Origin of the sequence: Pseudomonas benzenivorans, assembly GCF_024397895.1 — a bacterium.
Lineage (GTDB): Bacteria > Pseudomonadota > Gammaproteobacteria > Pseudomonadales > Pseudomonadaceae > Aquipseudomonas > Aquipseudomonas benzenivorans_A.
Genome location: NZ_CP073346.1, coordinates 3,812,126 through 3,824,243 on the forward strand (window position 1 = coordinate 3,812,126; position 12,118 = coordinate 3,824,243).

At 60.3% G+C, this 12,118-nt stretch carries 14 protein-coding genes and 1 tRNA gene; 7 read left to right on the forward strand and 8 right to left on the reverse strand.

What is annotated here, in order from left to right:
- Positions 1-35: 35 nt before the first annotated feature.
- The 3 genes from KDW96_RS17870 to KDW96_RS17880 all read right to left on the reverse strand — a co-directional run bounded on the left by KDW96_RS17870 (position 36) and on the right by KDW96_RS17880 (position 2,835).
- Positions 36-710: a GntR family transcriptional regulator gene (locus KDW96_RS17870; RefSeq protein ID WP_255837566.1), complete on the reverse strand. Its 675-nt coding sequence runs from the start codon at positions 708-710 to the stop codon at positions 36-38.
- A 1,238-nt stretch (positions 711-1,948) separates the two neighbouring features.
- A complete protein-coding gene (locus KDW96_RS17875) occupies positions 1,949-2,449 on the reverse strand; it encodes a hypothetical protein (RefSeq protein WP_255837567.1) in 501 nt (166 codons plus the stop codon).
- Between the two features lie 125 nt (positions 2,450-2,574).
- Positions 2,575-2,835, reverse strand: a complete 261-nt coding sequence (locus KDW96_RS17880; RefSeq protein ID WP_255837568.1) for a DNA-binding protein — start codon at positions 2,833-2,835, stop codon at positions 2,575-2,577.
- Between the two features lie 127 nt (positions 2,836-2,962).
- Between KDW96_RS17880 and KDW96_RS17885 the strand changes: the two genes are divergently transcribed.
- From KDW96_RS17885 to KDW96_RS17910, 6 genes are all read left to right on the forward strand, one after another.
- Complete coding sequence (locus KDW96_RS17885) at positions 2,963-3,187, forward strand: helix-turn-helix domain-containing protein (RefSeq protein ID WP_213640738.1); 225 nt, start codon at positions 2,963-2,965, stop codon at positions 3,185-3,187.
- The gene (locus KDW96_RS17890; RefSeq protein ID WP_255837569.1) at positions 3,184-3,399 is read left to right on the forward strand and encodes a hypothetical protein; all 216 of its coding nucleotides are present in this window, start codon (positions 3,184-3,186) and stop codon (positions 3,397-3,399) included. Before KDW96_RS17885 ends, KDW96_RS17890 begins: the two co-directional genes overlap by 4 nt.
- The gene (locus KDW96_RS17895; protein ID WP_255837570.1) at positions 3,392-3,781 is read left to right on the forward strand and encodes a hypothetical protein; all 390 of its coding nucleotides are present in this window, start codon (positions 3,392-3,394) and stop codon (positions 3,779-3,781) included. The genes KDW96_RS17890 and KDW96_RS17895 overlap by 8 nt, the downstream gene beginning before the upstream one ends.
- Before the next feature lie 456 nt (positions 3,782-4,237).
- On the forward strand, positions 4,238-5,515 hold the full coding sequence (locus KDW96_RS17900; RefSeq protein ID WP_255837571.1) for a phage replication initiation factor: 1,278 nt from the start codon (positions 4,238-4,240) through the stop codon (positions 5,513-5,515).
- The gene (locus KDW96_RS17905) at positions 5,515-6,513 is read left to right on the forward strand and encodes a phage integrase (RefSeq protein WP_255837572.1); all 999 of its coding nucleotides are present in this window, start codon (positions 5,515-5,517) and stop codon (positions 6,511-6,513) included. The genes KDW96_RS17900 and KDW96_RS17905 overlap by 1 nt, the downstream gene beginning before the upstream one ends.
- 34 nt (positions 6,514-6,547) lie before the next feature.
- A complete protein-coding gene (locus tag KDW96_RS17910; protein WP_255837573.1) occupies positions 6,548-7,015 on the forward strand; it encodes a hypothetical protein in 468 nt (155 codons plus the stop codon).
- A 96-nt stretch (positions 7,016-7,111) separates the two neighbouring features.
- Here the strand turns inward: KDW96_RS17910 and KDW96_RS17915 are convergent.
- From KDW96_RS17915 to KDW96_RS17935, 5 genes are all read right to left on the reverse strand, one after another.
- A tRNA-Gly gene (locus KDW96_RS17915) sits at positions 7,112-7,185 on the reverse strand.
- A gap of 99 nt (positions 7,186-7,284) precedes the next feature.
- The gene (locus KDW96_RS17920) at positions 7,285-8,169 is read right to left on the reverse strand and encodes an alpha/beta fold hydrolase (RefSeq protein WP_255837574.1); all 885 of its coding nucleotides are present in this window, start codon (positions 8,167-8,169) and stop codon (positions 7,285-7,287) included.
- Between the two features lie 404 nt (positions 8,170-8,573).
- Positions 8,574-9,278 carry a pseudouridine synthase gene (locus tag KDW96_RS17925; RefSeq protein ID WP_255837575.1) on the reverse strand — a complete coding sequence of 235 codons (705 nt, stop codon included), beginning with the start codon at positions 9,276-9,278 and terminating at the stop codon, positions 8,574-8,576.
- 2 nt (positions 9,279-9,280) lie between these two features.
- The gene (locus tag KDW96_RS17930; RefSeq protein WP_255837576.1) at positions 9,281-9,508 is read right to left on the reverse strand and encodes a cysteine-rich CWC family protein; all 228 of its coding nucleotides are present in this window, start codon (positions 9,506-9,508) and stop codon (positions 9,281-9,283) included.
- Entirely contained in the window at positions 9,505-10,977 is a 1,473-nt protein-coding gene (locus tag KDW96_RS17935) for a sensor domain-containing diguanylate cyclase (RefSeq protein WP_255837577.1), read from the reverse strand. The genes KDW96_RS17930 and KDW96_RS17935 overlap by 4 nt, the downstream gene beginning before the upstream one ends.
- Before the next feature lie 375 nt (positions 10,978-11,352).
- Here KDW96_RS17935 and KDW96_RS17940 point away from each other — a divergent pair, with 375 nt between their 5' ends.
- Complete coding sequence (locus KDW96_RS17940; protein ID WP_255837578.1) at positions 11,353-11,829, forward strand: hypothetical protein; 477 nt, start codon at positions 11,353-11,355, stop codon at positions 11,827-11,829.
- Positions 11,830-12,118 lie beyond the last annotated feature (289 nt).

Genomic DNA, 12,118 nt, shown 5'->3' on the forward strand with positions numbered 1-12,118 from the left:
GGCCATGGCCTTGGCGAGTGACCGGGTTGTTAGGCCTACTTCTGGGTTTCCATCTGCCGCAAGCTGCTGATCAGGGCATCGCCCTGACTGGCGTTGTGCTCCTTGGCCAGGCGCTCGGCGGCATCGGCGTCACCTGCCAGTATTGCCTGAACCAGAGCCCCATGGCGTTGGCCGATATTCTTGTAGTCGGAAAATTCGGAATCGCAGGAGGCGATGAACACGCGAATCTGCTGCTCCGTCAGCTTGTAGTGTTCCTGCAGCCGGCCATGTCCCGACAGCGAGACGATCAGCTTGTGCAACTCGAAGTCGGCGTTGGCGATGTCCTTGGGGTCGCCACCTTCGCAGGTCTGGCAGAGGCGTTGATAGGCCTCTTCAAGCTTCTTGGCGCCTTCGGGCTCGATGCGCTCCGCGGCCAGGCGCGCGGCCAGCCCGTCGAGCACTCGGCGCAGATTGTGCAATTCCCAGGCGTCTTGCGCGTTGATGGCGATGACGTGCCAACCGGTGTAGGGCACCTGAGAAACCAGGCCCTCGTTGTGCAGCTTCTGCAGGGCAGCGCGGATGGTGCCACGGGATACGTGAAACTGCTCGGTCAGCTTGGCCTCCGTGAGGCGGGAACCGGCCTCCAGATTGCCCGTAACGATCATCTCGCGAAGAATGTTGGCCGTTTGCACGTCGAAGCTTTGCTTCGAGATCGTACTGCTTCCAGGCATTTTGGTTACTCCAATCACTAAGTACTGTTCAATGCGGGTTCATCCCTGATGCTGCGGCTGATTATCGTACAATTGTTAACAATTGTCATGCCGTGCATCGCAAATGTGCAACCGCATGGTATGCATCGGCGGGCTGTTCTTCGGGCTGGGAACGCGGCGTGAAAGCCGGTGAATAAATGGGCCCGGAGAACCTTCTGGCCCAGGAAACGGGCTCATATCAGCCACACGCAAGCGGCTGGCTCTGCCGGTTAGTGACGCTTGTGAAGGCGTACAGTCCAGAGTTTCATTCCAATCTTGCTGGCGGGTTACGTCGCGCTGGTCAATCTGGAGTGAGCAGGTGGCTTGCTACGAGTCGGGTCAAGAAGCAAGAAAAGGGGAGAGGCTATCCTCAGCCGAGTCGTTGGCCTGGGCAGCGGTAAGCTTCCGCTGAGTCTGATTGCCAAGCGTGTACTGATCGTCGTGCAGTAGAAATCACAGAAAGTGGAAAGCTGCAGGAGTGGCATAACGCCGGATGAGTTCAGTTGCGCTTGCTCGGGGCTGGGCAGGAGCAGGAATCCTGTCTTGAGTGTGCAGGCGTTTCCTGTTCATCGTTCGGGTCAAGAGCAGAACGATGCTGGAAATCATTGAGGGCAAGCAAAACTGATAAGCGGCCCCCGAAACGGACCCCAATCTTCGGATGGGAGACATTGATGGGGTTGGAGGCTGCATGAAATCTGGAGCGGGCGAAGGGAATCGAACCCGTTTCCAAGTCTGTCTGTCGCCGGCATATCTTGGCCAAAACTAGGCATTTTGCGGCATCCCTGTTCGCTCTTCAGGTCAGTGCAGGCCTTCTCTGGTCTATGTTTTCGACATTTTTTCGACACTTTATCGACCCAGAAACTAGGTGCCGTTGCTTGCTAGGTCTATTTTGCTCTGGCCATACGATGGCCTGCGGCCAGCATGCTATAAAGAAGGTGCTACACGTAATACGACCGAGAAAAAGCTTTAAGGAGGAAGTATGTTTCTGAAAAATTTGGCTAGTGCGGTAGTGGTCATGGGGTTGGCGATTGGTGCTCAAGCCGCATTCGCGCAGAGCGTTCATTCCGTCACCTCTGCTAGTGGGACTGAAACAGTTGCTCATGGTGGGGGCTGCCGTAAAAGCTCGCCGCCTGGCCAATGTTGTCATGCTGGCTCCCAACCTTTCCATTGTCACTGACGTTTAGTCTCTGATCGCCCTACTGGGGTAGCTCTGGTGGGGCTCAACCTCTGTTATCAACCTCATCGCCTATGAGAATGGCCTTCCCTGTGTCTCCATCATCACAGGTACTAGTTGGCGCCCAGCTCAGCACCGCTGCCTGCCTACTTAGGTCGATGGAGAGCATTCTCTGCAAACACTCGACCATCAGATTTTTAGCGATAGCGCTAATAGCTTCGCTACTCCAATCGTTTATTTGATAGGTGAATGTCTGGGCCTCCAAATCCTGACCATAGTCATGAAGGAGCAGCATTCCCAAACCCTCTGTGCAGGTCATTAGCTCTTTGGAGCAACGGATCTCAGTGGCTACGGTGGATGGGTGTTTGTAGCCTTCGATGGTGCTCCATGCGCCCCAAATGACCAGCTCTCCGTTATCTTCTGAGAATAATAGTGGGGGGATAGTGAGTTCTTTCTGGAGGGGAGGGGTGTTCGTTAGCCAGATAGCTAACGGAGCGGTGACAACTGCAGAGACAATGGCGGTAGTAAGTAATTTAAGTGTGGTCATGTCGACTCCTTTCGACGGGCGTGACTACAAGCTACATCAGGCAAACGCAAGCCTGTTCTTTTACCCTTCTCTCATCCTTGACCTTGTTCGGGCGTACCAGCGTCTAGTCACTTCCTTTGTGATTGCTATCCCGCGTTTTGACTGGTCAAGTTTCGGTTGGCTTCGTCGTATTCGGGGCTGGTCTGGCCTTTATCCGGCATAACCTCACCAGTCATCAGCCACCAGCGATAGCCCGGGTACAGCGTCCCGAGCTGCTCAATTTCTTCCGCACTAATCCTCGCCTTGCCTCGCTTGATGCTTTGCCACCTCACGTATTCCTTGCTGTTTACCTCAGCAAGGTCTTTGAGGCTCGTCGTCTCAAGCAATTCAAGGGCTCTATCAAGCATTCGGGTACTCATTGTCAAAGACAATCATATGGACTGTTGCCATACGAGCAGGTTTTATGGATGATTTCCATATGGATATATTCCATATCGCTAGCCCAACAAAGACCAACATAGTGCAGGAAAGCCCATGGACTTGGAAGAAAGCAACCTCACTCCGAAAGGCCTGCTCCCGACCCCGCCGGTTCTGCCCTGGCGCGAGTTCGCGGATTGGATTCGCATGGCCGACGACCACAACACCGTATGGGGCTGGATTCGTAACGGCTACATCCCCTCACACAAGGTAGGTAAGCACGTCATGGTCAACGTGGCACTGCTGACCCAGCAACTTTTGGAAAAGGAGTGGTTGGCATGAGCAAAGCCGATGAGAGCCTGGACCTCTGTAGCGTCATCACCTTCGCCGAAATGAGCGGCATATCGGTCGAGGAGGCGATTGGCTGGGTGGATAACGGAACGATCCCCAGCCTCAAGCTGGCTGACTTCCGCATGGTCAATCTGGCGCGCTTGCGTGAAGACCTGCTCAAGGGCAAGACCACCTTCAAAGAGGGGGACTACAGCCATGTCTAGTCAAACGCTCACCCTGGATGCCGCTACGGCTATCGGCTACATCGGCCAGACCGTTCTCGTTGAACTGGTCTGGGACGACGACCCGGAAGCTATCTGGCGTTTCAAGCACATCGTTGGCGTGGTGTTGCCCCTCGAGGGTGTTTACGAGGATGGCTATTTCCTGACTGTTCCCTTCAACGACAGCACCGATTTTCCGACCGAGATCTTCTTCAACACCATCCGAACCATTCGGGCGATGCGGTACCGCGACCGGCAGGGTTCCGGCAACGTACTGGGCCGTATCGCCCGTCCTAACCAGGCTGGGTCAAGGGCCGCGCTCCCGGCTCGTCGGAACAGCTCCACCGTTCCGGCGAACGGAAGCACGGGCGCAGCGCACCCTTGACGCATCACGGCCATGATCAGCCTATCCATGGGAGCAAGGGGCAGCTTTACCGCCCCGCGCTCCCGAGCCCTCGGCGGCAAGAGCGGGATGACAAGGGCAGAGCCCTTGGTGTGCTTCGCCTCTGCCCAGCACCCGTGCCAAGCCCCTGCCTCCCTCGCTGATCGCCCCCGCCTGCTGCACCTGCCGGCCGTGCAGGATGCGCGTCCAGTCCTTCTCGGACTTCTTCTGCTGCTGATTCTCGCCGCGCCCTGGAGTAGCGGGGTAGTCGCCGTGCCACCGGGCAATCAGCAGTCAGCCATCGGGATAGATGAAAGCGTCAGCTGCGGGCGCGGCGGCACAGGTGTGCGCGAGGCACGAGCGCGCAGGTGCGCCGCCCCGCCAGCTGACGTCCCTGTAACACGTCAGATAAATACCAAATGAACAGGCCAGTACTGGTCAATGTTGGAGAACTGAAAAATGAAAGCTAAGGATCAGATTCGGTTAAACCTCGATGGCTTCGAAAGCCCAACCGGCCGCCTGTTCGTTGAGCGCGGCAACGCCAAGATCACCGACCTGTCGAAAGTCCGCCTGCTGCGCTGCGGCGTCGACACGGTGCGTCAGCTGTACCGGGGCATGATCCGCCCGGAAGTGATGGCGCTGTTCGAAACGCCGGGCGTCATGGTCGACTTTGCCGGCCAGCGCTGGCACTCGGGTCGCGTCGGCCGCGATTCGGGCTACCAGTACAAGCTGCAAAACGCCGACCTTGGGCTGATCCTGCTGATCAAGAACTTCAACGCCAAGCTCGACAACATCGGCCCGCACCTGAAGATCGAAGTGTCACCCCACGCGATCGACGCGCTGTCGCCGGAGCGGCTGCAAGAACACCTGGACCACTACGCCGACGCCGTGTTGAGCCACCTGGAAATCAACCAGTGCGCGGTCCATCTGGCGTTGGACCTGCAAGGCTGGACGCCGCCCGCCGATCTGGTCGCCCGGATGCACTGCAAGGCCCGCACGCACCGGGATATCTCGGGAATCAGTGAGGTCAGCTGGGCGACCAAGTCGAGCGTCTACGGGCGCGGCGAAACCTCCATGTTCGGTTCGGCCGGTGGCGTGCAACTGGCCATCTACAACAAGACCGAACAGGCCCGCGCCACGGACAAGCTCGACTACTGGGAAAGCGTCTGGAAGCGGCGCGACAGCTTCGACGCAGACGACCCCAACAACTACGACCCGGAGCAAGATGTGTGGCGGGTGGAGCTGCGCTATCACCACTCGATCATCCAGCAGTTCGCCAGCGGCTCCATTGACGTGCGGACGGGTGAGGCCATCGACACCCGCTCGTTTGCCGCCTTCTCCGGCCATCTGGACGGCCTGTGGCGCTATGGCTTGGGGCAATTCAAGCTGCTGGCTCGCCCTGGTCATTTCGAGGCGATCTGGACCCTGATTCGCGATGACGTGCGGGTCGATCTGCCGGTGGACTCCCTGCTCGATCAGACCGAGTACAAGCGCTACTACAAAACGTCGCGGGGCTTCTCGGGCAAGAACGTGGAGCTGTTCCTGGGAAACTTCGTAAGCCTACTGGCAAGGGAGCAGGTGGGCGCAAAAAAGGCGTTCTCCACCCTAAAACAGTGGGACTGTTGGCCCGTTATACGGGATCACTACGCGGCCAAGGAAAAGACTGAGCGTGACATCTACCGGCACATAAAAGACCTGCTCGAGGAACGACAGGTGAGGTGGGGGCGTGCCGTCTGATGGCGATCCACCAACTGCCAGACGGACGTTGGAAGGTCGATGTAGAGCCCATCAAGGGCAAGCGCTTTCGCAAGACGTTCAAGACCAAGGGGGAAGCCCTGCGGTTCGAGTCGACCTGCCGTAGCAAAATGATCGTCGATGCGGATTGGTCGCCGCGACCTAAAGACAAACGTCGCCTCTCCGAGCTGGTGAAGCTTTGGTACGAGATGCACGGTGTTGCGCTCTCTGATGGACTTCGCAGGTTCGCCATTCTCAAGGCTGCCGCTGAGTTCATGGGTGACCCGATCGCCAGTAAGGTGGATGGCGCTGCGATCGCCACGGTTCGCGCCCGCTGGCTCGCCCTGGGTGTTACAGGTAAGACTGCCAACAATCGGCTCGGCTATCTGAAATCCGTGTACAACGAGCTGCACAAGCTCGACGTGCTCGACTTCCCTTGTCCCTTCACCCGCATCAAGCCCATTCGGTTGCAGGAAAGGCCGTTGGCCTACCTGACCAAGCCGCAGATAGCCGAGTTGCTGGGGGCTCTACGGAATCGCGATACGGCCCCACACACCTACATGGTCGCGGTGATCTGCCTTTCTACTGGGGCGCGATGGGGGGAGGCTCAGGCTTTGACCCCGGAAAGGATCGGCGCGGGGGTTATAACCTTTGCCAACACCAAGTCGAAGCGGGTGAGGGCGGTTCCGGTGGCGCCTGCCCTGGTGGAGTCGATCCAAGCGCATTGGCGCGAGCATGGACCGTTCAGCAACTGTATAGGGGTGTTCCGCAAGGTGCTGCTCGAAACCTCGATCAAACCGCCCAAGGGGCAATCCAGCCACATCCTCCGCCACACCTTCGCGGCTCACTTCATCATGGGCGGTGGGCATATCGTGACGCTGAAAGAGATCCTGGGGCATGCCTCGCTGAGCATGACGATGCGGTACGCACACCTGGCGCCTGAGCATTTGCATGATGCAATCAGATTGGGCCCTCTCGCGGGGAGTGGCCTAATGCCATGATAATGGCGCTTCAAAATTGACCGGTTGAGGGTTTATGGACAAACACAAAAGGCTGTATCAGGAGCTCATCATTGCTGTCGCCTTGGGGAGCATGCCTGCCTTTATTGCTTACTGGTCTGGAGGGGTTGAGTTGCTGGATTCTGTTGTTAAGGCTCAGATGCCACCTGAATCAGTGCTCTGGTATTCGTTCTTCTTGCCGGCACCTTATCTTGTGGCTGTGATTTTTGATCGCTATGTCTGGAAGAGAACAGATTTGATGAGGGCTCGTTCGGCTTTCTGGCGCTCTACTTGGGCAGAGATTGGGACTGCACTTCATTCTTTGTGGCGCGTACTGACTGGGCTTCTCCTGGCTATTCCTGTTCTTTGGGCCAGGTATGAGCCTGAAACGTTTCAGTTCTCGAAGGTGGGATTCTTCATCATCTTGGGGTTGGCACTACTGGCGCAGTGCTGGTTCTTTTCTCTGGGGAGAGGTTTGCTTGAAGGGCGGGCGCATCAGCGCTAGCTGCTTCCTCTTTCCAAGCCTTTCGACACATTTTCGACACCGGAAAGGCTGGAAACGAAAAAGCCCTGTAAAAACAGGGCTTTATCTTTTGGATTCTGGAGCGGGCGAAGGGAATCGAACCCTCGTCATGAGCTTGGGAAGCTCAGGTAATGCCATTATACGACGCCCGCTTTTGCGGGTGACTTTGTACCAGAGTTCGCGGATGAAATGAAGCCCGCACCGAGGGCAATGTGCTGCGCCCCGGTACGACTGCGGCTCGATGTCGTGCTTCATACGGCGACGGCGTGCTGGATTTCGGATTGCGGACGATGGGCCGGTTCGCGCAAGGCGGGGCCTTGCAGGAAGCCCAGCAACACGTCGCGGGTCTGCGTCCAGGCCGTTTTGTGTTCCATGTCGAGAAAGTGCCCGGCATTGTCGACGGTGGCGAACTGGCAGTCGTCGAGGTGCTCGGCGAACAGGCGCACGTCCTGGGGCGAGGTGTACTCGTCGTGTTCGCCATTGACGAACAGCAGGGGGATGTCGATCGCCGCCAGGCACTCCATCTGGCAGTGGTTTTCCAGGTGCACCACCTGATTCACGTGGGCATACATCTGCCGGTATTCGTGTTCGTCCAGGCTGCTGATATGCCGATGATTGAAGCGCTTGAACAGCGAGGGCAGGTGTTTGCCGATGGTGTTGTTGACCAGGTGGCCGAGGCCCACGCCATCCACGGCCTGCAGGCTGATCAGGCCCTTCTGCAGGTAGTCGAGCATGGGCGCGTTGAGCAGCGGCGAGAAGGAGGTGATCACTGCCTTCTCCAGGCGTGCCGGGCGTTGCGACAGGGCCATCATGGCCGGTACGCCGCCCCAGGAGAACGACTGCAGGTAGTCGACTTTGAAGCGCTCGATCAGCTCGAGAAGGATGTAGGCCTCGTCCTCCTTGGTGATCGGCCGGACGTTGCTGTTGTGCGCCTTCGACTGGCCCGCGTAGGGCTGGTCGTAGAGCACCACGTTGAACTGCGGATGCAGGTATTTCAGGGTCTGGGCGAATGCGGCGGTGGTGGCCAGCGAGCCGTTGACCAGGATGATGGTCTTGCGTGCGGTGGGGCTGGCGTAAAACTCGGTGTGAACCTTGAAGTTCCCTTGAACATCGACGACAGCGATAGCTGGCTTCATGGTGCTTCCTCCTGGCGCAAGTAGGCTTGGCAAGCGGCGGGACAGCACCGTTTGCCGGACTAAGTAGGACAGTTAGGAAAGCGCCTGGACGTGACAACGCGATGTCAGGCTGGGGGATTTTATAAGTTATTTATTTTCAATCAGTTAGGGCCGAAATAGAGCATCCGCCCCAGCCTTTTTGCAGGGCTGGAGAGGCGTCGTGTAACCAGGCAGGAACCCATTTCGCGCAGCGCGCAAACAACCGAAAGAACTATTGGTTGGCCTCGGTGACCAGTTGGTCATCAAGAGACCTTATGGTTCGATTAAACCAGTGGCGTCGTGACGCTTGCAAGCCGCCATGTCACTTCACTGGCTACCGTTCGTCGGCAAGCGCGACGGCCTTGTGACCAATTCAGCGACAGGCGTCAGGCGCTCGCGAAGCTGGCGACTTCTTCGGTCGTCAGGACGCGGTACTGGCCGGGGGCGAGCGCGGGGTCGAGCTGGATCGCCCCCACGCTGAGGCGGTGCAGGCCGATGACCTTGTTCTGGAAGTGGCCGAACATGCGCTTGACCTGGTGGTAGCGCCCTTCGTGCAGGGTCAGGCGGGCCTGGCGTGGTGCGAGAATCTGCAGCTGCGCTGGCAGGGTGACCAGGTCCTCGAACGCGAAGTACAGGCCGCGGGCGAACACCTCGACGCAGGCCGGTTCGATCGGGTCTTCGGTCTCCACCAGGTAGACCTTGGGCTGTTTGCTTTTCGGCAGGGTCACCCGGCGCGACCATTGGCCATCGTTGGTGATCAGCAGCAGGCCGCTGGTGTTGAGGTCGAGACGCCCGGCCAGGTGCAGGTCGTGCTTGTCCGGTTCGTCGAGCAGGTCGAGTACGGTGCGGTGCTCCGGATGGGCGGTGGCGCTGACCACGCCGACCGGCTTGTGCAGCATGAAGTAGCGCGCGCACTTGCCGGCCTGGAGCACTTCGCCGTCGCTCATTTCGACCCGGCTGAACACGCTGACCTCGCTGCGCCCGTCGCGACTGATCCGGCCGTCCAGGCGCACGTTGCCACTGGCGAGCAGGTGACGCGCCGCCTGGCGGTTGAAGCGCGGCAGGTTGCTGAGGAAACGGTCCAGGCGCATGGTCAGTCGGTATCGGTATCGGTATCGGTCGCTGCGTTGGGCGGCAGGCCTTGGGCGCAGCGCGGGCAGAGGCAGGCGCGGTTGCGCTGCGCCGCGGGCAGGCGCTCGAGCACGCTGCGCTCGAGGGGCGCGTCGAAGCACCAGCAATGGGTCACCGGCGTCTGCGAGTCGGCCTGCGCGCATCCATTGCGCTGACCGCAGAGCGGGCAGAGTGTGGTGGGGTTGATCATGTGTGGTCTTCGCACAGGCGGTTGCGGCCGGACTGCTTGGCCCGGTACAGGGCGCGGTCGGCGCGGCCGATCAGCTGATCGAGGGCGTCGCCCGCGTGCAGTTCGGCCAGGCCGATGCTGGTGGTGACCTGCAATTCGCTGCCGGCGTGGCTGAAGCGGTTCTGCTCGGTGTGCAGGCGGATCTTCTCCGCCAGCTGGCGCGCCCGCTCGGGCGTGCTGTCCTTGAGCAGGACGATGAACTCCTCACCGCCCCAGCGGCAGATGATGTCCGACTGGCGCAGGTCGTCCTGCAGCTGGGCGGAGAAACCGCGCAACACCTCGTCGCCGGCCAGGTGGCCGTGGGTGTCGTTGAGCTGTTTGAAGTGGTCGAGATCGAGCAGCAGCGCGCACAGCGGCCCCTGGTTGCGTCGCGCCTCCAGGATCGCCTGATTGGCCAGCAGCTCGAAACCGCGGCGATTGGGCAGTTCGGTCAGCGCGTCGGTGGTGGCCAGGGCGGCGATGCGCGTCTGGTGGCGGCGCAGGACGATGCTGACGAGGCCCAGGACCGCGGCGGTCACCAGCAGGCAGATCAGCAGGTTCAGGTAGAGCGAACGGCGGATGTCGGCGACGGCGCCAGTCTCCTGTTTGTCGACGAACAGGTACCAGTTCAGCTCGGGAATGAAGCGCACGTTGAGGAAGTGCCCGCGATCCTGTTCCTCGTAGCTGTAGTTACCGTCCTGAAGCTGTTGCTGCTGGGCCAGTAGCTCCTTCAATCCGGGTATTTCGCGGAGCGCCTGGCCGCTCCGGGCCCCCTGGGGACCGCCGCTGGCGCCGGTGAGGGCGATACGGCCGCTGGCGTCGACGAAATACACGCTGCGCTCGTAGCGCTGCTGGTAGGCGTCGATCAGCTGAACCACCGCATCCACGGTCAGGCCCACGCCGGTGGCGCCGATGAAGCGCTGCTGGTAGTCGAACACCTGGTAGTTGATGAACACGGTCAGGCGGTCCCGGTTGGCCATGTCGACATCGACGTTGATCTCGTAGGGCGCGGCCATGTCGCGTACCCGGAAGTACCAGGCATCGCGCGGCGTGTTCTCCTGCACCTGCTTGAGCACGCCCTTGGCCTGGTAGTAGGCGCGCGTTTTTTCCGAGACGAAGAAGCTGGTGACCGTGCCGTATTGGCTCTGGACCTCGCGCAGGTAGCGGGTCATCTGCTCGACGTCCTGCTCCCCGGCCATGACCCAGTCGCGCACAAAGGTATCGCGGGCCATCATCGAGGCGATCAGCACGGGACGCACCAGGTCCTTCTGGATCTCGGAGTAGACGTTGTCCGAGGTCAGCGGCAGCTCGGTGTTGACGATGCTGGCGCGAATCGAGTCGAGGGCCGCGTAGTAGCTGACCAGCGAGGTGGCGAGAAAGCCGCTGCCGAGCAAGAGCAGCAAGAGCAGGACCAGGGAGCGGCGGCTGGTTTTCGTGGTGGCGAGGGGCATGCGGCGTTCGCGTTCTGTGCGGCGATGGGTGGCGCCATGCTAGCTTGCCGCGGCCTTGGCGTCATTGCTCGCAGGCTCCAGTTTCCGACATGCGCCCGAACTGTCGCGTCCGCAGCCTGGCGATTGCATGGCTGCGCTCGTGTCCTGCGGTGGATGAAAGCCCACGCGACCCGCCCCGGGTCTGCGCATCCGCCGTTGTGGGCGACGGCACGGTTTCCGGGGTAGGGCATCTGTCGGCCACTCTGCAACACCTTGTCATGGATGCGCCGGCTGCCAACGCGGCACCAGATGGAGACTGCGTTGGTCAGATGCAGTGGGAGCGATCCCAGGTGTCGGCTGCGGTCGGCGAGGTGCCAGAGACCGGAGGAGTCCGCGATGCTTTACAAATACATGCTTGCAGCGGTGCTGGGACTTTCCATGACCGGTTGCGCGGTATATGGCGGCGGTTATGACCATGGCTACCGGGGCCATGACCGTTACTACCCGAGCAACCGCTACCAGGTGCAGCGTTACCCGGTGTACGTAGCGCCGCGCTATTACAGTCATGACGCACGGCATTACGACTCCCACCGGCATGACGACAAGCGCTATGACGGCCGCCGATACGACCAGCGTCGCTATCTGCCGGCGCCTTCGCCGCGCATGCTCCATGATGAGCGGCGCGCCGTTAAGCGCATCGACGGGCGCCGCGACCACCGCTTCGACCGGCGCCGCGCCTATCGTTCCGCCGAACCCCGCCCAGGCTGGCGCGGCCAGCACCTCAAGTTGCAGGAGCGCACCCCGCGCTACCAGGGGCGACACGAGGGGCGACACAAGGGACGGCGCGATGGGCGGCGTCGGCACGGCTATTAGGGGCTGGCCGGTCGATTCACTGAGCGAGTTGCTCGGTGTGCGGCACGGTTGTGCCCTGGTCGCGAGGTCCGGCCCACGCAAGGCTCGATTGACCTTCAGGCCTGATGTCAGCTGATGTGACGCCGCGGCGGATAACGTTGCGACCATACGCACCGCGCCGCGCATCACGGTGCTCATTCGGGCGAATGAGTCGCGCACACCCCGTGGAACCCTGCTCTTCACTCCGCGAATGCAGCCTGGCGGCAAGCTTTGTGCCTCCAAGTGAGCAGGCATGTCCCCGGCATAGTGG

Excerpts from the sequence above, each read along its gene's own strand:
- KDW96_RS17905 (WP_255837572.1), top strand. The coding sequence starts at position 5,515 with ATGGCGATCCACCAACTGCCAGACGGACGTTGGAAGGTCGATGTAGAG.
- KDW96_RS17935 (WP_255837577.1), bottom strand. The coding sequence starts at position 10,977 with ATGCCCCTCGCCACCACGAAAACCAGCCGCCGCTCCCTGGTCCTGCTC.
- KDW96_RS17885 (WP_213640738.1), top strand. The coding sequence starts at position 2,963 with ATGGACTTGGAAGAAAGCAACCTCACTCCGAAAGGCCTGCTCCCGACC.
- KDW96_RS17925 (WP_255837575.1), bottom strand. The coding sequence starts at position 9,278 with ATGCGCCTGGACCGTTTCCTCAGCAACCTGCCGCGCTTCAACCGCCAG.
- KDW96_RS17895 (WP_255837570.1), top strand. The coding sequence starts at position 3,392 with ATGTCTAGTCAAACGCTCACCCTGGATGCCGCTACGGCTATCGGCTAC.
- KDW96_RS17940 (WP_255837578.1), top strand. The coding sequence starts at position 11,353 with ATGCTTTACAAATACATGCTTGCAGCGGTGCTGGGACTTTCCATGACC.
- KDW96_RS17900 (WP_255837571.1), top strand. The coding sequence starts at position 4,238 with ATGAAAGCTAAGGATCAGATTCGGTTAAACCTCGATGGCTTCGAAAGC.
- KDW96_RS17930 (WP_255837576.1), bottom strand. The coding sequence starts at position 9,508 with ATGATCAACCCCACCACACTCTGCCCGCTCTGCGGTCAGCGCAATGGA.
- KDW96_RS17870 (WP_255837566.1), bottom strand. The coding sequence starts at position 710 with ATGCCTGGAAGCAGTACGATCTCGAAGCAAAGCTTCGACGTGCAAACG.
- KDW96_RS17910 (WP_255837573.1), top strand. The coding sequence starts at position 6,548 with ATGGACAAACACAAAAGGCTGTATCAGGAGCTCATCATTGCTGTCGCC.
- KDW96_RS17890 (WP_255837569.1), top strand. The coding sequence starts at position 3,184 with ATGAGCAAAGCCGATGAGAGCCTGGACCTCTGTAGCGTCATCACCTTC.
- KDW96_RS17875 (WP_255837567.1), bottom strand. The coding sequence starts at position 2,449 with ATGACCACACTTAAATTACTTACTACCGCCATTGTCTCTGCAGTTGTC.
- KDW96_RS17920 (WP_255837574.1), bottom strand. The coding sequence starts at position 8,169 with ATGAAGCCAGCTATCGCTGTCGTCGATGTTCAAGGGAACTTCAAGGTT.
- KDW96_RS17880 (WP_255837568.1), bottom strand. The coding sequence starts at position 2,835 with ATGCTTGATAGAGCCCTTGAATTGCTTGAGACGACGAGCCTCAAAGAC.